We start from the raw sequence: 22,526 nt of genomic DNA, 5'->3' as shown, positions 1-22,526 counted from the left end.
AAAGTGGGAGAAACTTCCCACTTTGCTATCATTTTTCAAAATGAGTCTCCTGACAAAATCGATAATAACCGGTTAAAATGATCAGACAAAAAGCTATAAAATGCCAGGGGTAACTTTAAGATTTTAAGCTACTTGACATATAGGTAAAAAGCCGGTAAAAGCCCTTTATTATTTGAAATATAATATTTAATATAAGTAAAATTATACGCTGAGTATTTCCGAATCCTTTGGCAGTTATTGCATCTAAACGGATCGGATCGAGACTTTCGAACAGTAACTTATCGGATAAAAACCGGGATTTTGATGAAAATTTTTCCGAAACCTTACTTTTTTATACGGGCAATAAACTTTTCTTCCCACCACAACAACTAAGTGTAGAGAGGCAGGTTAAAAGAAAAGGTAGTGCCTTCATTTATCTTGCTTTTAACGGAAATAATGGAGTGGTGGAGTTCCATGATTTTCTTGACAATTGCCAGACCGAGGCCAAAGCCTATCGACGCCTCTTTGTTATTAGTACCTTTATGATAACGATCAAAAATCAAGGGAAGATCATCCTCGGGTATGCCACAGCCGGTATCTTTGATGTTTACCTGAACAGCATTCTCAACTTTTCTGAATTCAAAACTGATCTTGCCACCTTCCTTGGTATATTTTATCGCATTGTCAACCAGGTTTTGAATGGCACGGTCTACCAGAGCAATATCAGCGTATATAAGGGGTAAATCATCAGGCAGAATTGTGGCAATGGCTATGTTTTTCTTGTCAGCAAGGATTTTGTATTTAGCAGTTACATCCTGTACCAACTCTACGATGGAGAATGGTTCCGGATTAAGCTTGACCTGTTTTGCTTCCAGCTTTGAAAACTCAAACAACTCGTCTACAAGATTTTTGAGTTTTTCTGTGTTTTGCAGGATGATATTAAGGTAGCGCTGCTGCTCATCGGAGTTATTTTCTTTGTTCTTCAAAAGTAAAGTTTCAGCGTATCCATAGATGGAGGTTATGGGTGTTCTCAGGTCATGAGATACGTTGGCCAGCAGCTCCCTTCGCAGTCTTTCCAACCCCTTTAGCCCTTCGATATTTTTTACAGTGGTATCTGCCATTTCATTGAAGGTTTCACTCAGCATTTTTAATTCACCCCCTGACTTTAGATTAATCCGGGCGCTATAGTCCCCGTTTTTAAACCGGTTGACAATTTGAATCACCCTGTTAAGGTTTTTCGTAATGATCCGGATAGCCAGTAGCCCCACAATTGCTGCCGCCACCAAAGCAATCACCATGGATGACGTCCCTAACTGCAGAATATAGCTGTCAAACAACATTTGGCTGGTAGTTTCGTACTCCTCGCTGGCCAGTACTACGTACACATAGCCCAGCAATACCTCGTTTTCCATTACCCTGGTAGCCGAAAATACCTTCTGCCTGCCAGGATTTCTGGGGTCATCGCCCAGAATGAATAATTCACCATTGCTGTTAATAAAATCGATGATCGGCTCCAGAGAAACCCTGGATAATTTTACTTTTTTATAAGGAGCCACATATTTGAGGATTTCCCCTTTTGTATTGAGCAGATATACTTCAATGCTCGGGTTAACGGCCATCATGGCATGCATAATGTCACCTACTTTTTCCTCGCTGATCCCTCCGTCGAGAAAAGGTCCTACCTCTTTCTCAATGTGGGCGGCAATATGGCCATTCAGCCTTTGATTGACTTCCTGTGAATATTTACTGGCTGATTGCACAGAAATGTAAATAAAAATGCTGCTTAGCAATATGAGAATGAGAAGAAATACGGCAGAAATTCTCCAATACAGGCTACTGAATATTCGATTTTTCATGGGCGAAAAGGCTATTAATATATATCATCCGCAAAGCGATATCCCACACCCCAAGAGGTTAAAACAAATCTCGGATTTGACAGGTCGGACTCTATTTTTGCACGCAAGCGGTTGATATGAGAATTTACAGTATGGTCATACCCGGAAAATTCATAGCCCCAGACTTTGTTAAGAATGCTGGCGCGGCTGTAAGTTCTGCCGGGGTTTTTAGCCAACAGAACCAACAACTCAAATTCCTTGGGTGTCAGATCCACCCGCTGCTCATCAATGGTCACTGTCCTTTTGGTAAGATCGATGGAAAGGTTGGTAAACTGCAGTTGCTGATCCTCTTCATCTGACATTGGGTCACTCATTGATTCCATTCTTCTGAAGATGGCCTTTACCCTAGCTATCAATTCCCTGATACTAAAAGGCTTGGTAAGATAATCATCAGCGCCTGACTCCAGGCCCAGCACCTTATCTATTTCTTCACTTTTGGCAGTCAGCATCAATATCGGTGTAAGCTTTCGCATAGCCCTGAGCTGGCGGCAAATCTCCAGGCCATTCATATCGGGGAGCATTAAATCAAGAATGATCAGATCAAAATTCCCGGTCGACGCTATTTTAAACCCCTCATAGCCATTATTCACGATCGTCGGATGGAAGAGATTGTCATGCAAATGAATATTTAATAATTCACCGATGTTTTGATCGTCTTCTATGACCAAGATCTTCTTCATCTTAAACATTTTGAATCAAATTTACGGGTTAAGTATCACGAAAGTATCACAGATTCATGCTGGAATCTTAACATTATTATACGCAATTAAAACGGCAGGTTCGATAAGATTTTGTAGGGTAGCCGACAAATCACTAAAATTATCCCAATTCTCAGTGTCTCTTTGTGCCTCCGTGTCTTTGTGGTTAACCATTTTTCACCACGGAGGCACCAAGACACAAAGAGGCACTAAGGGGTTATAAAAAAAAGGGATTTCAGAGAAACCCCTTTTCACCCAAACAATAAATTAGCTTTTGAAGCTATGTAACTATTTAAATCAACATCATTTGATCCTTACATTGTTCCGAAGAAAAGGGTTTTTTATATAACCGTTTGTAAGCTTCCTGACATTTGGCAACATAACCTCATTCAAAACCTACCGGCACAAGGTATTATTCGTATTGACTCCAGGTAAATAGCCTGTACAGACAGAAGCCAAACGATTGAAAAGTGATTTCTTTTGTATAATTTGGCCAAAACATCTCGTACATTATCCATAGGATTTAATCAATGCCATGAAAACCATAAAACTACAATTCGAAAACAAAACGGGGCACCTGTTATCAGCAAAACTGGAGCTGCCTCCGGAGCGAAAACCAAAGGCCTTTGCCTTGTTTGCCCATTGCTTTACCTGTAACAAAAACCTTATAGCCGTTACCAATATAAGCCGGGCGCTGACCGCAAGCGGAGTAGCTGTGCTGCGATTCGATTTTACCGGTTTAGGCGAAAGTGAAGGTGAGTTTTCGGATACCAATTTTTCCAGTAACGTCGATGACCTGGTACAGGGCGCCAATTATCTGGCTGACAATTACCAGCCACCACAAATCGTTATTGGCCACTCTTTGGGCGGTGCCGCAGTACTACAGGCGGCATCTAAATTGCCGTTTGTAAAAGCAGTGGTTACGGTAGGGGCCCCGTCAAATCCTCCTCATGTTCAACATCTGCTGAAAAATAATATCGAAGAAATAAAGGAAACCGGCGAAGCCACCGTACTGCTGGCAGGGAGACCGTTTAAAATCAAAAAACAGTTTTTAGACGATCTTGAAGACCGCAACATGCAGGAGATCATAAATAACCTGGATAAGGCACTGCTCGTGCTCCATTCACCCCAGGATGCCACCGTGGGCATCGACAACGCGGCAGAAATCTATCAGGCGGCCAGACATCCTAAAAGCTTCATTTCATTGGATGGGGCCGATCACTTGCTAACCAATAAAGATGACTCTATATACGTAGGACAAGTGATTGCTTCATGGAGCAGCCGGTACATGATCCCGGAACCCGCTTCGGAGTTGGAGACCGAAAAACAGGTGGTGACAGAAACGGGGGAAGATGGTTTTACTACTCAAATTAAGGCAGGAAAACATCATCTTCTGGCTGATGAGCCTACTTCGGTAGGCGGCAAGGATTTAGGCCCCACCCCCTATGGCTATCTGTTGGCAGCCCTGGGCGCCTGCACCAGCATGACACTTCGCATGTATGCCGAAAGGAAAAACTGGCCACTTGAAAGGGCAAGGGTACATTTGGAACATGCTAAAGTTCATAGTCAGGATTGTGAAGCTTGCGAAACCAAGGATGGTTATATCGATCACATCGATCGTGAAATCGAACTGGAAGGCCCATTGGACGATCAACAAAAAGTCAGGCTTATGGAAATAGCCGATCGCTGCCCGGTACATAAAACCTTGCATGCCGAAATTAAAATTAACACAAAATTGCGATAGTCTCAGAAAGTCAGCCGGGCAGCAGTATCGTCGTTGCTTAACCTGAAACTTCTGATCTTTCCGCTCTTTTGAATGTGAAGTATTGTAGATTGATCTTCAAAAATCTCAAACAAGATTGTATTGGTCACTTCCAGGGATTTGAGGTTTCTCACTTTTTCTATTTCCAGGTAACACCACATGGCATCTTCCTCGATTTCAAAACCCAGGTACCTGAATGTTCTGGTCTTTCCGTTAACCAGCACCTGCATTTTTTCAGGATAATAAGCTTCCATTAGCTTGTTAACTTTATCTTCCGAAGCCTTTTCCGTAATATCAAAACGCTCACCCGAATATTCCCTTAAACCCAGTTCAAGATCATCCAAAAATATCTTTTGCGTTATCTGTAGTGCCCTGGTTTCTTCATCATAGGCTATTTCACATACACTTACATGAAAAGGATGACCGGTGAATAGTATCAGCAGCAGGTTTATGACAACAGTTTTCAACATAATAATTTACAATCTCCCTGGTAAAAGTAAAGTTTATTTAACTTAAATTCATAACAGGCAATATACCAGAAATAAAACTATACCTCCACCAGTAACAATTTTATTTTATCAAAACAAAAATATACGTTATAATTACAGAAATAAACTATTCACTCTTCAGAACATTTAGAACACTGTATGTCCTCCTTCTGGTTATATTTTCAATTAGGAATTGAACATATTCTTGACATTAACGGATATGATCACATTTTATTCGTAGTAGCCCTTTGCGCAATATATGCGATTAAAGATTGGAAAAATGTATTGATACTGGTCACAGCTTTTACCATCGGGCATTCGATCACCCTGGCGATGTCCACCTTCAATCTTATCAGGATAAATGGATCAATCATAGAATTCTTAATACCTGTTACCATTTTTATCACCGCCATCAGCAACATCGCCAGGCCGGATCAGATAGTTCACAAATCAAAAGTATCAGTTAACTACGCCTATGCGTTGTTTTTTGGTTTGATTCATGGTATGGGATTTTCGAATTACCTGAAAGGGATCCTGGGCAGGGATGCCTCTATTGTGAATCAGTTGCTGGCATTTAATCTGGGACTGGAATTGGGGCAAATTGTTATCGTGATCATTTACATATTGGTGTCATTCGTTTTTATTAAAATATTCAATGTAGCAAAAAACAAGTGGAGTTTAATAACTTCCTCAATGATCATGGGAATTGCCATTACGATGATGATAGAAACTAAATTTTGGTAAATATAAACAACGAATCTGATGAAGAAGACCCTTCCTTTTTTATTAGTTTGTATTTTTGTCCAAACCAGCATATTCAGTCAGGGCAAATATGAACAGAAATTTGAGCAGCTCGGAACAAAACTTCCGACACCCAATACCTACCGTACCGGTTCGGGAGCGCCTGGTCCTTCCTACTGGCAACAAAAAGCCGATTATGAGATTAATGTAGAGATCAATGATGAAAACCAGGTACTTACCGGCAGCGAGAAGATTACGTACTTCAATAACTCTCCGGATGTGTTGAAATATTTGTGGGTACAACTGGATCAAAATGTGAGGGCCAAAGACTCAAATACCCCCTTGAGCAATACCATGAGTGTGCCACAGAACGACTCGATTGTGGGAAGATTCCTTCAAAGAGGGCTTAACGATACAGATTACGATGGTGGCTTTAAAATCTCGGCCGTAAAAGATGGTAATGGTAAAACCCTGCCTTACCTCATTAATAAGACCATGATGCGGATTGATCTTCCCAAACCGATGAAAACGGGCGATAACTTTACCTTCACTATCGATTGGTCTTACAACATCAACGACCGCATGCTGATCGGCGGACGGGGTGGCTACGAGTATTTTCCGGAGGATGAAAATTACTCCTACACCATTGCCCAATGGTATCCGCGTATGGCCGTATACGATGATGTCAATGGCTGGCAAAACAAGCAATTTCTGGGTGCCGGTGAGTTTGCCCTGACTTTTGGGGATTTTAAGGTGAAAATCACGGTCCCCTCTGATCACATTGTAGCTGCCACCGGCACTTTGCAAAACCCTAAGGAGGTACTTTCGGACACACAGCTCAAAAGACTGGAAAGTGCCAAGGCCTCCTTCGACAAGCCTGTAATTATCGTCACCGAAAAAGAGGCCGGAAAAAAAGAAAAATCCAGGTCCAAAACCAAAAGTACCTGGATTTTCCACGCCGAAGATGTAAGGGATTTTGCCTTTGCTTCCTCAAGAAAATACATTTGGGATGCACAGGCGGTCGATATCAATGGGAAAAAACCGCTGGCCATGTCATTCTATCCTAAAGAGGGCAATCCTTTATGGGAGGAGGAGTCAACCAAAGCAGTGGTTAACACCTTGATTACCTATTCAAAGTATACCATCGATTACCCCTATCCGGTGGCCATTTCGGTGCATGCCGCTTCTATAGGCATGGAGTACCCGATGATTTGTTTCAATTTTGGCCGTCCTGAGAAAGATGGTAATTACACAGACAGGACCAAATATGGCATGATCGGGGTGATTATTCACGAGGTGGGGCATAACTTTTTCCCCATGATCATCAATTCCGATGAACGGCAATGGACCTGGATGGATGAGGGGCTTAACACTTTTGTCCAGTACAGGACCGAGCAGGAAATGTATAATAATTTCCCTTCAAGAAGGGGGCCGGCTAAAAACATAGTTCCTTATATGAAAGGAGACAAAAGTTTTATCAGGCCAATCATGACTAACTCAGAGCAAATCCTGCAATTCGGAAACAATGCTTATGCAAAACCAGCGACAGCCCTGAGCATTTTGAGGGAAACGGTCATGGGCCCGGAACTGTTTGACTACGCCTTCAAAGAATATGCAAAACGCTGGGCTTTCAAGCATCCTACTCCTGCGGACTTTTTCAGAACCATGGAAGACGCCTCGGCAGTAGATCTGGATTGGTTTTGGAAAGGTTGGTTTTACACTACCGACAACGTGGACGTGGAGGTGGATAATGTGAAGTGGTTCAAGGTGAAAAATGAACAGCGCGGGTTGGAGAACAAAATTGCCGATGCCAGAATAACCAAAACCGATGGTGCCGGAGAAACCAAAAATAAAGATTTCAGTACCGGATTTAAGGAAATTGTGTTAACAGATATGGATCCACGCTTCTATGGCGAGTTTAAAAATCGTGTGGATGATAATGCCATCAGGCAGCAATATGCCGATAAAAACTTTTATGAGCTCACCCTTAAAAATGTAGGAGGCCTGGTAACACCGTTGATCATCGAGTGGACCTTTAAGGACGGGACCAAGGAAATTGAAAAAATACCCGCCGAAATCTGGAGAAAAAACGAAAATGAGGTGAAAAAGGTATTCGTGAAGGCTAAAGAAGTAACCAACATCGTACTCGATCCAAACCTTGAAACCGCCGATACCGATGTGGGGAATAACGTGTTTCCTAAAATTGACAGACCATCGAAATTTGAGGAATTCAAAAGAAAATCCGGAGAATAGTATCGACAGGGTGATTGTGTGATTGCTAAAGAACGGAGACGGTCAAACTGCCTCCTGGAATTGTAGTTTCACCAGGTTATTATAAAGCCCATTTTCAATTTTCGAAAGCGTCTCATGTGTACCGGACTCGAGGATGTTTCCTTCATTGATGACATATATTTTATCCACTTTCCGGATGGTGGAGAGGCGGTGGGCAATAATAATTGTGGTACGGTTCTGCATTAATTTGTCCAGGGCGGTTTGAACCAAATGTTCTGACTCGGCATCCAAAGAGCTGGTGGCTTCGTCAAGTATCAATATTTTCGGATCTTTCAAAATTGCCCTGGCAATAGCAATTCGCTGCTTTTGTCCTCCCGACAATTTCATTCCCCGCTCACCGACCAAAGTATCCAGCTTTTCCGGGAAGGAATTGATAAAATCCAGGGCATTGGCCTGTTTTGCAGCCTGCAGAATTTCTTCATCACCAGCCAGGGGATTCCCATAGCCGATGTTTTCCCTGATAGTTCCTCCAAAAAGTATTACCTCCTGGGGTACAATTCCAAGATTAGACCGGTACGCAGTCAGATCATAGTCATCGATGTTTTTTCCATCCACCCTGATTTGCCCTTTATCCAATGCATAAAATCGCATAAGAAGTTGAATGATCGTTGACTTGCCAGCCCCACTGTGGCCGACCAGGGCAATTTTTTCACCAGAGTGTACGACAAAATCAATCCTTTTTAAAACCTGTATGTCTTTCCTGGTAGGGTATGAAAAAGCCACCCTGTCAAATTCAATGCTTCCCTGAAGCCGGGTAGAAGGGGTCAGCGTTGTATTTAAATCAAGTTCAGACTTTTCATCAATAATTTCCAGCACCCTTTCTGAAGCGCCCATGGCTCTCTGGATGGTGCCGTAAATACTCCCCAATCCTGCAATCGAACCGCCAATGAAAGTTGTAAACAAAACAAAAGAAAATAGATCCCCTACTTGCATGCCTTGCTGAACCAGGGTAGCTCCCTTCCACATGACACCGACAATACCTCCGAATAAAGCAATGATGATAAACGATATAAACAGACCACGGAATTTGGCGGTTTTAAGAGCGGTTGTTACCACCTCATCCAATGACTTGCGATATCGCAACACTTCCGTAAGTTCACTGGTAAACGCTTTTACAATATGAATCGATTGTAAAGTTTCTTCTACGATTATATTGGCGGCGGCGAGTTGATCCTGGGTTTTTTTGGAAAGCCTTCTAATATAACGACCAAAAAACATGGCGATCACAATCACTGCCGGAAAGGTCGCCAGCATGAACAAACTTAGTTTCGGGGTCGACCAGAATATGAATACCAAAGCGCCAATCAGGGTAATAGATTGCCTTATAAACTCGGCCAGTGTGGTTGAAAAGGTATCCTGCAACATCGAAACATCTGAGGTAATTCTGCTGAGCAGTTCACCGGTCCTTCTTTCATCGTAAAATGTGACTGGCAGTGTCATGAACTTGGCATAGAGGTTTTGACGGATATCAGCCATGCCTTTTTCACTGACCCGGGCAAAGAAATACACCCTGAAAAATGAAAAAAGGCTTTGAACCAGAAGTACTCCGAAAAGCATGATGGTAATTTGGTTTACGTCGTTGGTCAGCCAGTTGCCTTCACCAACGGCTGCGTTGACCAGCTTACCGGTCAGAAAAGGGAATAGTAACAAAACCCCACTACCGATAAACAGGCAAATCATTCCTAAGATAAATGGTACGCGGTAGGGGATAAGGAAATTGAATATCCCCATGAGTCTGGCAAAATTTTGTTTATTTAAGGGTTTTTTTTCCTCCTCCTTGAGAGGTTCTTGAATTCTCTTGGCCATTCACACTATTTGTTAAACTTATAACATCTACCTGCCGGCGGTTTTGCCAGGCGGTATAGGTGTAGTTTTGTATGTTGGATGTTCGCACCGGAAGTAATTTCCGGCAAATTTATTTAGTTATCATTACAATGACGAATTTATTTTGAAAATTGGGGAAATTATCGTTGTTTACCTTGATAATATGATTTTATTGCCGAAAATTGTAGTTAACAAAACCACTCCTGATCTGCTATGTATCCGTTGAAAAAGATCCTTATTTGTTTAGATTTATCAGAGATCGATGAGAAGCTGATCGCCTATGGCTCCATGATGTGCCCCATTGTTAAGGCGGAAAGCATCAATTTTCTCCATGTAGCTAAATCGCTGGATATACCCGCAGAAATCCGCAAACAATTTCCGGGGTTGCTTCCATCCGGAGATGAAACCATAAAAAAAAGGATCGACAGCAGTATCGAAACAAGTCTTGGCAAGGATGTAGAAGCCAATACCCATATCGTTTTGCAAGAAGGTAATCCAACACAAAAAATTGCCGAATATGTCAAAAAAAACGACATTGATTTGGTTATTGTTGGCCGCAAGCTCGAATTGAAGGGGACGGGAATACTACCTCAAAAGCTGGTAAGGTTTGTTCCCTGTAATGTTTTGTTTGTTCCGGAAAAAAACCCTTTAGAGATCACAAAGATCATGGTGCCGGTTGATTTTTCCGAACCGTCCGGAAAGGCTTTGGACCGCGCGCTCGACATCGCCAAATCCAGTGATATTGAGGTGGTCTTTCAAAATGTTTACACAGTTCCCACGGGCTACTCCCACATCGGCAAGACCTACGAAGAGTTTGCCGAGATTATGAAGCATCACGCCATCAATGATTTCGCCAAATTCATCAAAAAATTTGATTTAGGGGGTATCAGAAACCAAAACATTTACACCCTTGACAACAACGCAAGACCAGCCGATAAAATATATGCTACGGCATTGAAAGAGGACATCAGCATGATCGTAGTCGGTGCCAAAGGAAAGACCTCTGCCGCCACCATATTGCTGGGGAGTGTCACCGAACAACTGGCCAATTACAATAGTCAAATACCGTTATTTATTGTAAAGGATAAAACGGAAACGCTAAACTTTTTCAAGGCACTGCTTCAGGTATAACAAGTTATACAACCTTTTGCAAAGCCTGATAGCAGTTGACTAAGGCAGAAAAGTAGACAAACTAAAATTACTGATTTCTCTGAAAAACGCTGAAAACAATCCCGGATCTACCACCAAGGTAAACAGGATACCAAAGACAGCGCCGTAGAAATGGGCGTCATGATTGATGTTGTCTCTTCCTTTTCTGCTCATGTAGTAAGAATAGATCAGATACAGGATACCAAAGACAAATGCAGGGATGGGAAATAAAAAGGATATGTACAAGACATTATCAGGGTAAATCATGATGCTGCTAAACACGACGGCGGCAACTCCGCCTGAAGCACCCAAAGCGTTGTAGTTAGGGTTATTTTTATGTTTCAAAAAGGTTGGAACCTCCGAAAGGACAATGGCCGCCAAATAGAATCCTACAAAAATCAATGTACCCTGGCCGGCGGATTTGATCTCAAAAAAATATTCGACATTATCACCAAAAAAGTACAGGGTGAGCATGTTAAATCCCAGATGAACATAATCGGAATGTATAAAGCCTGAGGTCAAAAACCGGAAATACTGCTTCCTTTCCATAACTGCATAGGGATTCATCAACCATTTGTAAAATACATCATGGTTGCTAAAAGCGTACATGCTAAGGGCAATGGTAACGGCAATAATGATGATGGTAATTGACATAATTATTTTTCCCGGTTTACTAAATATTCCGTAAAACTCAACAGTTTTTCCTTTCTGGTATGATCAACATTAATTTTCTTCAACGCTTCGAAGCCGGTTTGAAAATACTCATTCATTTTATCTTCCGCCAGTTTTTTAATCCCCAACTGATCATAAATCCCTTTAACCGCCAGCACTTTTTCCTCCTTGTCAAATTCTTCTTTTTCCATCCAAGCCCATAAGGCCTTTCTGATTTCACCTGTTGCATTTTCCAGGGCCTTTATCAGCAGGAATGTTTTTTTGTTAGCTATGATGTCTCCTCCTACTTGTTTACCAAATTTGGATTGGTCAGCATATACATCCAGCAAATCATCCTTTAGCTGAAAACCTATGCCGACACTGGTGCCAAATGTCTTCAGTAACTGCTGATCCTGTGGGCTGGCGCCGGCAAGCAATGCACCGAGCTCCGTGCTGAAACCCAACAAGGCTGCGGTTTTCAACCGGATCATTTCAAGATATTCCGGAACAGTAACTGACAACCTGCGCTCATAGTTCATGTCCAACTGCTGCCCTTCACATACCTCTGCGGCACAACGGTTAAATTTTCGAATCACATCCTTAAACTGACTGTCTTGTACCTCCATAAACATCTCGTAGACCTTCACCAACATGACGTCACCTGAAAGTATGGCAATGTTATTGTTCCATCGTGTATGCACCGTGGCTTTTCCCCGTCGGAGTGGCGCATGATCCATAATATCATCGTGCATTAAGGTAAAATTGTGAAATACCTCCACGGCGATTGCCGGTTGGATCACACGCTCCAGATCGTCGTGAAACAAGTGATAGCTCAAAGTAACCAGCAATGGGCGCATTCGCTTTCCACCGAGATCCATAATGTAGCGAATAGGTTCATAGAGTTCTTCGGGGTTTTCCCCAAAATTAATCTTAGCGATTTCTCGATTAATCGACTCCGTAAAACTTAAAATATCCTTTAGCATTTATGGATCGTTCATATAAATTGCTGCAAATTAAATTTCTTTCATGGATATATAGCTACGATTCGGGTTATTTTTAGGCAATTATTTAATGAGGAATTTTCGCGATTTTATTGAAAGACGCCAGAATACCTCTGATGAGTGAGGAACTGAATCCCTGATGTTCCATTTCATTCAATCCCACAATCGTGCAACCCTGGGGTGTGGTAACTTTATCTATTTCCTTTTCAGGATGATTCTCCTCTTGTAAAATCAGGCTGGCTGCGCCTTTAACAGTTTGAGAGGCGATCAGTTCCGCCGTTTTTGCGTCAAAGCCAATTTCAATTCCTCCCTGGGTGGCTGCTCTTATATACCTCAGGGAATAAGCAATACCACAAGCCCCAAGAACAGTCGCCGCTTCCATTAACTCTTCATTGATTAAAATAGCCTTTCCTACCTGGTCAAAAATATTAATGACCATTTCGATCTCTCCCTCGGAGCCGTTGTTGGTGGCCACGCAAGTCATGGCTTCCCCAATAGCAATGGCTGTATTGGGCATGGCACGAAAGACGGGAATCTCCTTTTCAATAATACCTTTGATCTCATCAATGGTATATCCGGTCACTACAGAAATCAGCATATGCCTGTCAATTTGCAGTGAAGGTTGTATTTCGGTAAGCACCTCTTTTATCTGGTAGGGCTTGATAGCCAAAATTATGATATCGGAGTCTTGTACAGCTTTTTGATTATCCTGCAGGACATTTACCCCTTTTTCTTTTAAGTGATCCAGCAATTGGATACGGCGCCTTGTCACCATCAGATTGGTGGCGGGTATAAACCGGTTGTTAATAAGGCCTTCTGTAATGGCGATTCCTAAGTTTCCACCCCCGATGATTGCTATTTTCCTATTCATTTTACCTTTTAAATAATGCTCAAGTTAATATGTTTATAATAGTTTTATGTTGGGGAAATGTTGTTATTAATTCCTGCCTGTCGGCCATTTCAAAATCTGTGAAATCAAAACCGGGTGCCACGGTACAACCCACCAGCGCGTAACCCCGGTCTACCGCCAGGGCGGCGCCGAACCAGTGGTTTTTTGGAATAGTAAGCTGTAATTGCTGACCATATGCCACCTCTCTGCCAAGTGAAAAATGATCTAGTCTATGATCCTCATTGTGCAACACGTATAAGCTCAACGGATTACCCTCATAAAAGTGCCAGATTTCATCACTTTTAATTTTATGAAACCTCGAATAATCCCCGGCGGTGATCAAAAAATAAATAGCTGTCGAAAAGCACCTGTCACCTTTGTAGCGTTCTGGCAGATGAGCACCTGAAAGTGTTTCATCGCTCCGGTATACCTCTTTAAAAAAACCTCCTTCCGGATGCTTCCGTAGATCCAAATGGTCAATCCAATATTGAGCGCTTTTCATACCTGACTATTCAAAAGTTAAAGCTAAGGTTTTTTAAAAACTAAAAATTAAACATTAATTCTTAATTCATCATAATTTTGCTATGGACATTAATAAAAATGCCCGATCTATAGACCAGGCATTAATTATAGAGCTTGTGCGTATGATCTTGAAATACGTTTGTCAGTTATGGCGCAACAATTCCTCAGCCTTGTCAAAGAATTGGATGGCCTGCGTCAAAACTTCATCATGCTCATTGATGATTGGGTAATAGCCCTCTTCAGCCCAAAGCCTTCTGCCAATTTGTGCTTTTATATTGGAAACAATAATTGATTTCGAGATTTTATATTCCGCCTCATTATAAGCCACCCCTGAAAGCTCCGCCAACCCGATAAATTCCCTGACCATGTTTTCCGATACTTGAAAATCTTTTTTGAAGTTTTCCAGCGACATACCTTTTAACCTTTTTTCATGCTTTTGGGTATAGTTCAAAGTATATTCTCTGAATAGGTTTTTAACGTACAATGTATTCAAATAGGCACTGTTCAAACTGGTGTCGATCGGCACAAAATAGTCCGGCATAATTCCACCACCTCCATATACAATCCTGCCTTTGGAGGTTTTGTACTTCAGAGAATCGTTAAATTTTACGCTGTCAGCATGAAAAAACTCTCCATTTTCGAGACGGGTATAAATTTCATGATCGTAATCACCACCACCTGCTTCATAGGGCTTTTGAATAGATCTGCCACTGGGTGTATAATATCTCGATATGGTTAATCTCAGCTCGGAGCCATCACTAAGGTCGATTGGCACCTGTACCAGTCCTTTGCCAAATGACCGCCTTCCCACGATCAACGCTCTGTCGTTGTCCTGCAAGGCACCCGATACAATTTCAGAGGCAGAGGCACTGCCCTGGTCGATCAATACAATCAGGGGAATGTTTTCTGCAATGCCCTTTATCCTTGCCCTGGCCTCCGAATCATAGCGATTATCTTTACCTTTTGTGTAAACAATCAATTGGTTGTCATTAAGGAACTCATCACTGATTTCAATGGCCCTTTGCATGATTCCTCCTCCATTTCCTTTCAGGTCAAGCACCAGTTTTTTCATACCCTCCCCCTTCAGTTTATTGAGTGCGGTTTTAAATTCGGTATAGGTATTGGTACCAAACCTGCTTAATTTTATATATCCGATAACATCATCGATCATATAAGAAACGTCCACCGTATTCTGCGGGATTTTATCCCTGGTAATGGTAAAATCCAGGTACCCACTCTCCCTTTCCCGCTTGATTTTGACGTTAACCTTGGTACCTTTATGACCACGAAGTTTTTTGTATACATCATAATTATTGATACCGATACCCGCTATATTTTCACCATCCACTTCAATAATCTGGTCGCCTGATCTCAAACCTACCTGTTCCGAAGGGCCTCCGTTTATCGGGGCGACAACGTAAAGCGTATCCCTGAAAATGCCAAATTCGATTCCAATTCCATCAAATCCACCTTCCAGCTCGGATTTCGCAGCAGCCACATTTTCGGCAGGAATATATACGGTATGAGGGTCCAGTTTTTCCAACATTTGTTTAATGGCATATTCTGCCAGGTCATCTGTATTTACTTCATCCACATAATCCCTTTGCACATAAGTGAGGATTTCTTTAAACTTTTGTATGTTATTGTAAATCGCCACCCCCTTGGGTGAATTATTCGATACTGTGGCGCCAATTAATACTCCACCGGCTATTGCTATTGAAATGAGTAATGGAAGTCTGATACTGGATTTTGAATTTTTTCTCTCACTCACGGTCTTAATCGGTTTATTAAAATAAATTAATTAGTAACTTTGCCAAAATCGGTTGATTTTAAAACTTATCAAAGCGAACCTTAATAAAAAAATTACATAAATATTGTCAACATTTAATTGTTGCCAAGGGCTTTTCACCTAATAAAAATAAAACGTAGCAATACCAAAAGAGTTTTATTTGACCGCTATATTCTTGATCTTCAATAATTATATGGTCAAAGGATTACTAAATAATGTTTTTATAGCACTAATTTCTCTATATTTGTCTTTTAGTTCAATTTATTAATCGTGGAAATAATTCATAGGAAAATTGAAGACCTGGTAGGGGAAAATCTTATTTTCGCTTCAGTGTTGTATTATTTCGGAATAAAATTTTATGATTATTCTGAAAAAACCCTGAAGCAGGTTTGTGATGAAAAGCAACTGGACATTCAAAAGGTCATCAAAAGTCTGGAATCTGTCCGGAAGAATGACCACCAGGCTAGTATTAAGCTGGTTTCCTATCCGATTGAGCTGATCATCGAATATTTAAAACATACACATTATCTTTTTATCAAGCAAAAGTTACCATTTATTGCCCGTTTGCTCGAGAACATCGACGAGAAACATTTTCACACAAATAATTTTGTCGAAGACCTTAAAATCGTATTTCCCTTGTTCGTCCAGGATTTTATAGTCCACATATACGAAGAGGAAGATACACTTTTTAACTACATTCTCCATCTTAAAAAGGCCCTGCAGGGAGAAATCACACCTTCCGTGATTTATTATCAAATGGAAAAACATTCCATTCAAAAATATGCCATGGAACACGAGCAGCATGATGATGAAATGCAGGGCATCAGAAAAATCACTCAAAACTATAAATGCCATAATTCGGATGATCTGCCGTTAAGGGTGTTGATTTCGGAACTTGAAAATTTTGACAAGGAACTGGTTATTCACGCCAATGTTGAAAACAATGTATTGTTTCCCAAGGCAATGCAATTGGAAGCAGATGTCAAAAAATGGATGGCTGATAAAGTAAAGTTCAATTAGTCGAATGGCTAGAATTCTCGCAATCGACTATGGCACAAAAAGGGTAGGGTTAGCAGTTACTGATCCGGCAAGAATTATTGCCAGCCCGTTAACAACCGTTCATCCTGAAGCACTTATAGCCTTTCTGAAGGAATATGAAGCGCGTGAGGGGATCGAAATATTTGTTGTTGGCTTACCTAAAAATTTGGCCAGTAATGACACTGATTTAACACAAACTGTAAAGAATTTTGTTATTCATCTTAAGCGGGTATTTCCCGGCAAAAAAGTGGTCACCGTCGACGAAAGGTTTACCTCCAAAATGGCTTTCGATGCCATGTTGCAGGGTGGCATGAAGAAAAAGGATAGAAGAAACAAAGAAAACATAGATAAAATTAGTGCAACCATCATATTGCAATCTTTTTTAGAACAAGGTAGTTTGACATGATATATCCCATTGTAGCGTACGGGGATCCTGTATTGAGGAAAAAGGCCGTTGAAATTGAAAAAGGATCGATTGAGATCAATGAACTGGCCAATGACATGTTTGAAACCATGTATAATGCGAATGGCGTGGGTTTGGCAGGGCCGCAGATAGGGAAGCCTATAAGAATATTTGTGGTGGATGCGAGTCCCATGGAGGATGAAAGCATGCAGGATTTTAAGAAGGTGTTTGTAAACCCCGTGATGCTTGAAGAAAACGGTATTGAATGGTCATTTGAAGAGGGATGTCTCAGTATTCCGGATATACGGCAGGAAGTCAACCGCAAACCACAGTTAAAAATCAGGTACTTTGACGAAAACTGGGAGGAACACGAAGAGGTATTCGATGGTTTGAAAGCAAGAATCATACAACATGAATACGACCACATTGAAGGCGTTTTGTTCACCGACCACCTTTCCCCTTTTAAGAAAAGGCTGTTAAAGAGCAAACTGGCTAACATCAGCAAAGGCAATATAAATGTGGAATACCGCATGGCGTTTCCAGTAAAGAAAAGATAGCATTTTGCCAGTTAATCAACCCAAGTTATCCTCTAAGTTACCTGAAGTAGGGACGACCATTTTTACTGTCATGTCTAAGATGGCGCAGGATTTTAAGGCTATCAATTTATCCCAGGGATTTCCCGACTTCGAAATATCCTCAGAATTACAGGATTTGGTAACCACTTATATGCGCCGCGGTTTTAATCAGTATGCGCCCATGCCGGGCGTACCCGATTTGTTAAATAGTATCAGCCGGAAAATTACAAACACTTATGGGATAAACGTCAATCCTGAAAACGAAATTACCGTTACCGCCGGCGCTACAGAGGCACTTTATGCCAGTATCGCAGCGATGGTCAGGCCAGGGGACGAAGTGTTGATCCTGGAGCCCGCCTACGACGCCTACGTGCCCGCTGTCAGGTTAAACGGAGGGATCCCGGTGCTGGTGCCCATGGAGGTGCCTGATTTTACCATGGACTGGCAACGGGTTGCACTGCAAATAAACAAACGCACCAGGCTCATCATCATCAATACCCCCCATAACCCGACAGGGACTATTTTAAGACACGGCGATCTATCGGCCTTGTCGGAAATTACTGAAAAGTATGGTATCTACGTATTAAGTGACGAAGTTTATGAGCACATCATTTTTGACGATGAAGCGCATCAAAGTGTGTTGAAATATCCGGGTTTAAGGGAAAGAAGCATAGCCGTTTATTCTTTTGGAAAAACCTTTCATGCCACCGGATGGAAAGTTGGTTACAGCGTGGCATCCGCCCCGCTGACCGCTGAAATAAAAAAGGTTCATCAGTTTCTAACCTTCAGCGTCAATACCCCTGTGCAATATGCCCTGGCTGCTTTTCTGGACAATGAAAAGAATTACCAGGGATTACATAAGTTTTTCCAGGAAAAAAGGGATTACTTTTTACAGCAAATGGAAGCGTCCCGGTTTGAGCCAGTGCCATCCAAAGGCACTTATTTCCAGTTATTTTCCTACAGGAATTATGGAACCACCCCTGACAGGGAGATGGCGGAGTGGTTAACCAGGGAGGTCGGTGTGGCCGCAATACCTATATCGGTATTTTATCAGGATAAGACTGATAATCACTATCTGAGGTTTTGTTTTGCCAAGGACAATCAGACACTGCAAAAAGGAGCGAGGTTATTATGCGGGATTTAACGGTTAGCTTAATCCAATCAAACCTCCATTGGCATGATGTAGATGCCAACCTGGCTATGTTCGAAGAAAAAATCTGGCAAATCGAGGGGAAAACCGATATTATTTTATTGCCGGAAATGTTTAACACCGGTTTTACCAACGCCACTAAGCCGCTGGGCGAAATAATGAATATGAAAACTTTCCGGTGGATGAAACAGCAGGCAAACCAAACCGGCGCCGTTGTGGCCGGTAGTTTAATTATCAGGGAGGGCGAGCATTTCTATAACCGGCTGATCTGGATGGAGCCGGGCGGCCATTTCCGCACCTATGACAAGAGGCACCTTTTTAGAATGGCAAACGAACACCACTATTTTAGTGCGGGAAAGGAAAAACTGCTCGTCGAACTTCACGGATGGAAAATCTGCCCGATGATATGTTATGATCTGAGGTTTCCGGTCTGGAGCCGCAACCAGTGGCATGAGGACAGGGGTCATTCGTATGATTTATTGTTGTTTGTAGCCAATTGGCCGGCCAAGAGAATCCCTGCCTGGGATATCTTGTTAAAAGCCCGGGCGATTGAAAATCTAAGTTATGTGGCAGGTCTGAACAGAGTCGGTAAGGATGGAAATAATATTGCTTACAACGGGCATTCGGTCGTGATCGATCCCCTGGGCAACGTGCTACATTTCCTGGAAGATAAGGAAGGCACCATCACCCTTACCCTCACCAGAAGCCAACTAGAAAAAGTACGCTCCGATTTTCCAGCTCATCGGGACAGCGACAGCTTCCTGGTAACCTAAAACACAAAGACACACGGAGGTTTTCGCCTGCAAAATAAAGGCACATTCTTAAGTGGTGCAACAGCCACGTCTGCCGGTGCCTTACCGGTCGCAGCGGAATGAACGCAGCGCTCGTGCTATCGATGGTGTCAATGGAAAAAGCGATTTCAGAAAACCAGAAAAAACGTCAACAGCGCTAATACAGCGCCAATCGTACCATATATTTGCAGCACCCGTTTCCTGTTTTGCCTCGGCATCCACCACAATACAACCCAGGGTTTATAAAGCCCGGTAATCAGTAACAAAAAATCAAGGATTATTAACAAAAGCAAAATGGTGTGAAGTGGCATCGGCACGATGACTTTGAATCTATTAATTTTTCTGTTAAATTATGGATTACTGCTGGCATTTACCAGTGTTGCCATAAAAGTGGTGATAACCAATTACACCCATCACCTTCAATTGTCAGGACAAAAACTTAAATACCATGTTTAAAAACTACTTTAAAATTGCCATCAGGAATATTTTAGCGCAGAAGGTCTACAGTTTCATTAATATCTTGGGACTTTCCACCGGAATGGCCGCTTGTATCTTAATATTATTGTTTGTCAAAGATGAATTAAGCTATGACAAATACCATGAAAAGTCAGACCGCATTGTAAGAGTTTCGCGGGCCTGGAAGAACATAGATGGTGAAACCAGCCTGCATCTCGGCCAGGTTGCCCCACCGTTTGCGCCTTTGCTGAAAAGTGACTTTGAAGGCATAGTCCTTAATGCAGTGCGGTTTTTAGGCGATGATCCGTTGATTACCTACAAGGAAACCAAGATTGAAGAGGAGAAATTTTTCTTTGCAGACCACGATGTATTTGAGGTCTTTTCCTGGAAACTGGTCAAAGGAGACCCTGCTACAGCGTTGAAAGAACCCAACTCGCTTGTCATTACCCAATCTACTGCAGAAAAATACTTTGGTGCCGCCGACCCTATAGGAAAAGTACTGAATTATGATAACCGAGTGGATATGAAAGTAACAGGGGTCATGGAGGATGTACCACACCATTCACATTTTACCCTGGATTTTCTTTGCTCCTTCCAAACGGTAGAAGATTTTTTCGGACTGGAAAATCTCATGAACAACTGGGGAAGCAATAATTACGGCACATATCTACTGTTACCGGAAGGCTATAATTACCTGGATTTACAGGCCCAACTCGGAGATTTTTTGAATAAACACCTTCAGCCAGGAGGCAATGGCAGAAAACCGGCTGAATACAATCAATTAACTTTATGGCCCCTCACAAGTATCCATTTACACTCCCATCTGGATTCGGAGATGGAAGCCAATGGAGATATTGCCTACGTTTACACATTCACAGCCATTGCCTTTTTGATCCTGGTTATTGCTTGTATCAATTTTATGAACCTCTCCACTGCCCGCTCGGTAAAAAGGGCGAAGGAAGTTGGATTAAGAAAAGTGATGGGCGCCTACAGAGGCATGCTCATTCGACAGTTTCTTATAGAATCCGTTCTCTTTGCTGTCATCAGTTTGGTATTGGCCCTGGCCATTGTTTCATCGCTGCTGCCATGGTTTAACAATTTCGTTCAAAAAGACCTATCGATTTCCATCGCCAACAATTTATTTGTCATATACCTGCTAGGGGGAATTACACTGTTTGTTGGCATAGCGGCAGGCAGTTATCCGGCCTTGTTCCTGTCCAGGTTCCGCCCGGCCAATATTTTAAAAGGCCAGAACGTGCGAAACAAAAATGGCTTTAACCTGCGCTCGGTTTTGGTTGTGGTACAATTCTGTATCTCTATTGTTTTGATAATCAGTGTAGTTGTGATACAAGAGCAATTGCAATATATGCGGGCCAAGCCACTCGGATTCAACAAAGACAATCTATTGATCTTGCCGATGAACAATGAAATTTACAACCAATATGAGTCCATCAGGGGCAGGTTATTGCAACAACCGGGAATCAATAGTGTGTCCATCACCAGCAGGGTTCCATCAGGCAGATTGCTTGATTCGCAGGGCGCTAAGGCGGAGATCGATGGCGATATGAAGGCCATTCAGTTTCGTATAGCCGATGTACATGTGGACCACGATTTTCTGGGATCTTTTGAGGTCCCCTTTACAGCAGGCCGCGATTTTGATATCAATCGGGCGAGTGATTCCACAGAGTCATTTATTTTAAATAAAACGGCCATAAAAGCCATTGGCTGGAATTCTGATGACGAAGCCATTGGTAAAGCATTTCATTACGGGCAAAGGCAGGGTAAGGTAATCGGTGTGGTGGAAGATTTCCATTTCGAATCGCTTCATCAGGAAATAGCCCCAATCGTATTTTTGATTTCCAATGGCCGTTCCCGGAGCATGGCCCTCAGAATCAATTCTGCCCATGAAGATGAGACGCTGGCTTATCTAAAGGAACAATGGTCATACCTGAGGCCTGGATTTCCATTTACGCATTATTGGGTGAATGAACGATTCAGTGAGCAGTACAACAATGAAGACCGCCTGGCCAGCCTGGTTCAATATTTTTCGGTGCTTGCTATCATTATTGCTTCCTTGGGACTTTTTGGGCTTGCTTCATTTACCGCTGAGCAACGATTTAAGGAAATCGGTGTAAGAAAAGTAATGGGCGCTTCTGTTAGCCAGATTTTGATGCTATTGACCCGAGGCTTCACTTACCTGGTGATTATTTCCTTTGTCATAGGGGGTGTGCTGACCTGGTATGTAATGGAAAGCTGGCTGCAAAACTTTGCTTACCAGACCGCATTGTCTCTCTGGCCCTTTCTTTGGGGAGGTGGCATAGCTATTTTTATTGCGTGGCTGACTGTGGGTTACCAATCCATCAAGGCCGCTTCTACCAATCCCATTGAAGCATTAAAACATGAAGAGTAAATAAAAAGGCCCTGATGGGCCTT

Annotated in this window: 19 protein-coding genes; 10 read left to right on the top strand and 9 right to left on the bottom strand. The window is 42.2% G+C overall.

All coding sequences use genetic code 11. The features are described from left to right. Positions 1–368: 368 nt before the first annotated feature. Together AC04NP_RS17535 and AC04NP_RS17530 are read right to left on the bottom strand one after the other, a co-directional pair. Positions 369–1,835 (bottom strand): sensor histidine kinase, encoded by a 1,467-nt coding sequence (locus AC04NP_RS17535; protein WP_482861159.1) that lies wholly within the window; start codon positions 1,833–1,835, stop codon positions 369–371. Positions 1,836–1,849: 14 nt separating this feature from the next. Next, complete coding sequence (locus AC04NP_RS17530) at positions 1,850–2,554, bottom strand: winged helix-turn-helix domain-containing protein (protein ID WP_482861158.1); 705 nt, start codon at positions 2,552–2,554, stop codon at positions 1,850–1,852. A gap of 553 nt (positions 2,555–3,107) precedes the next feature. Between AC04NP_RS17530 and AC04NP_RS17525 the strand changes: the two genes are divergently transcribed. After that, positions 3,108–4,316, top strand: coding sequence for a bifunctional alpha/beta hydrolase/OsmC family protein (locus tag AC04NP_RS17525; protein WP_482861157.1), 1,209 nt, complete (start codon positions 3,108–3,110; stop codon positions 4,314–4,316). A gap of 2 nt (positions 4,317–4,318) precedes the next feature. Here AC04NP_RS17525 and AC04NP_RS17520 read toward each other — a convergent pair whose 3' ends face one another. Further along, positions 4,319–4,804 carry a DUF6702 family protein gene (locus tag AC04NP_RS17520; RefSeq protein ID WP_482861156.1) on the bottom strand — a complete coding sequence of 162 codons (486 nt, stop codon included), beginning with the start codon at positions 4,802–4,804 and terminating at the stop codon, positions 4,319–4,321. Between the two features lie 177 nt (positions 4,805–4,981). Here AC04NP_RS17520 and AC04NP_RS17515 point away from each other — a divergent pair, with 177 nt between their 5' ends. Next, the gene (locus tag AC04NP_RS17515; RefSeq protein ID WP_482861155.1) at positions 4,982–5,566 is read left to right on the top strand and encodes a HupE/UreJ family protein; all 585 of its coding nucleotides are present in this window, start codon (positions 4,982–4,984) and stop codon (positions 5,564–5,566) included. Positions 5,567–5,584: 18 nt separating this feature from the next. Continuing rightward, positions 5,585–7,816 (top strand): M1 family metallopeptidase, encoded by a 2,232-nt coding sequence (locus AC04NP_RS17510; RefSeq protein WP_482861154.1) that lies wholly within the window; start codon positions 5,585–5,587, stop codon positions 7,814–7,816. Between the two features lie 42 nt (positions 7,817–7,858). Here AC04NP_RS17510 and AC04NP_RS17505 read toward each other — a convergent pair whose 3' ends face one another. Then, entirely contained in the window at positions 7,859–9,661 is a 1,803-nt protein-coding gene (locus AC04NP_RS17505) for an ABC transporter ATP-binding protein (protein WP_482861153.1), read from the bottom strand. Between the two features lie 231 nt (positions 9,662–9,892). On the opposite strand from AC04NP_RS17505, the gene AC04NP_RS17500 reads away from it, so the two are divergent. Continuing rightward, positions 9,893–10,810, top strand: a complete 918-nt coding sequence (locus AC04NP_RS17500; RefSeq protein ID WP_482861152.1) for a universal stress protein — start codon at positions 9,893–9,895, stop codon at positions 10,808–10,810. A gap of 39 nt (positions 10,811–10,849) precedes the next feature. Here AC04NP_RS17500 and AC04NP_RS17495 read toward each other — a convergent pair whose 3' ends face one another. From AC04NP_RS17495 to AC04NP_RS17475, 5 genes are all read right to left on the bottom strand, one after another. Next, entirely contained in the window at positions 10,850–11,482 is a 633-nt protein-coding gene (locus tag AC04NP_RS17495; protein ID WP_482861151.1) for a rhomboid family intramembrane serine protease, read from the bottom strand. A gap of 2 nt (positions 11,483–11,484) precedes the next feature. Beyond that, on the bottom strand, positions 11,485–12,462 hold the full coding sequence (locus AC04NP_RS17490) for a polyprenyl synthetase family protein (RefSeq protein WP_482861149.1): 978 nt from the start codon (positions 12,460–12,462) through the stop codon (positions 11,485–11,487). 85 nt (positions 12,463–12,547) lie between these two features. Beyond that, entirely contained in the window at positions 12,548–13,351 is an 804-nt protein-coding gene (gene proC, locus AC04NP_RS17485; protein WP_482861148.1) for a pyrroline-5-carboxylate reductase, read from the bottom strand. Between the two features lie 19 nt (positions 13,352–13,370). Then, positions 13,371–13,871: a cupin domain-containing protein gene (locus AC04NP_RS17480; protein WP_482861147.1), complete on the bottom strand. Its 501-nt coding sequence runs from the start codon at positions 13,869–13,871 to the stop codon at positions 13,371–13,373. A gap of 162 nt (positions 13,872–14,033) precedes the next feature. Then, positions 14,034–15,662, bottom strand: coding sequence for a S41 family peptidase (locus AC04NP_RS17475; RefSeq protein WP_482861146.1), 1,629 nt, complete (start codon positions 15,660–15,662; stop codon positions 14,034–14,036). A 288-nt stretch (positions 15,663–15,950) separates the two neighbouring features. Between AC04NP_RS17475 and AC04NP_RS17470 the strand changes: the two genes are divergently transcribed. The 6 genes from AC04NP_RS17470 to AC04NP_RS17445 all read left to right on the top strand — a co-directional run bounded on the left by AC04NP_RS17470 (position 15,951) and on the right by AC04NP_RS17445 (position 22,503). Then, positions 15,951–16,700: a hemerythrin domain-containing protein gene (locus AC04NP_RS17470; protein WP_482861145.1), complete on the top strand. Its 750-nt coding sequence runs from the start codon at positions 15,951–15,953 to the stop codon at positions 16,698–16,700. Between the two features lie 4 nt (positions 16,701–16,704). Next, positions 16,705–17,124 carry a Holliday junction resolvase RuvX gene (ruvX, locus tag AC04NP_RS17465; RefSeq protein ID WP_482861144.1) on the top strand — a complete coding sequence of 140 codons (420 nt, stop codon included), beginning with the start codon at positions 16,705–16,707 and terminating at the stop codon, positions 17,122–17,124. Then, positions 17,121–17,678, top strand: a complete 558-nt coding sequence (gene def / locus AC04NP_RS17460) for a peptide deformylase (protein ID WP_482861143.1) — start codon at positions 17,121–17,123, stop codon at positions 17,676–17,678. The genes ruvX and def overlap by 4 nt, the downstream gene beginning before the upstream one ends. A 4-nt stretch (positions 17,679–17,682) precedes the next feature. Then, positions 17,683–18,840: a methionine aminotransferase gene (locus AC04NP_RS17455; protein WP_482861142.1), complete on the top strand. Its 1,158-nt coding sequence runs from the start codon at positions 17,683–17,685 to the stop codon at positions 18,838–18,840. Further along, on the top strand, positions 18,828–19,619 hold the full coding sequence (locus tag AC04NP_RS17450) for an amidohydrolase (RefSeq protein WP_482861141.1): 792 nt from the start codon (positions 18,828–18,830) through the stop codon (positions 19,617–19,619). Before AC04NP_RS17455 ends, AC04NP_RS17450 begins: the two co-directional genes overlap by 13 nt. Before the next feature lie 466 nt (positions 19,620–20,085). Then, positions 20,086–22,503 carry an ABC transporter permease gene (locus AC04NP_RS17445; RefSeq protein WP_482861140.1) on the top strand — a complete coding sequence of 806 codons (2,418 nt, stop codon included), beginning with the start codon at positions 20,086–20,088 and terminating at the stop codon, positions 22,501–22,503. Positions 22,504–22,526 lie beyond the last annotated feature (23 nt).

This window comes from Agaribacillus sp. DX54 (assembly GCF_056858335.1).
This window is presented reverse-complemented; position numbering and strand designations above follow the sequence as displayed.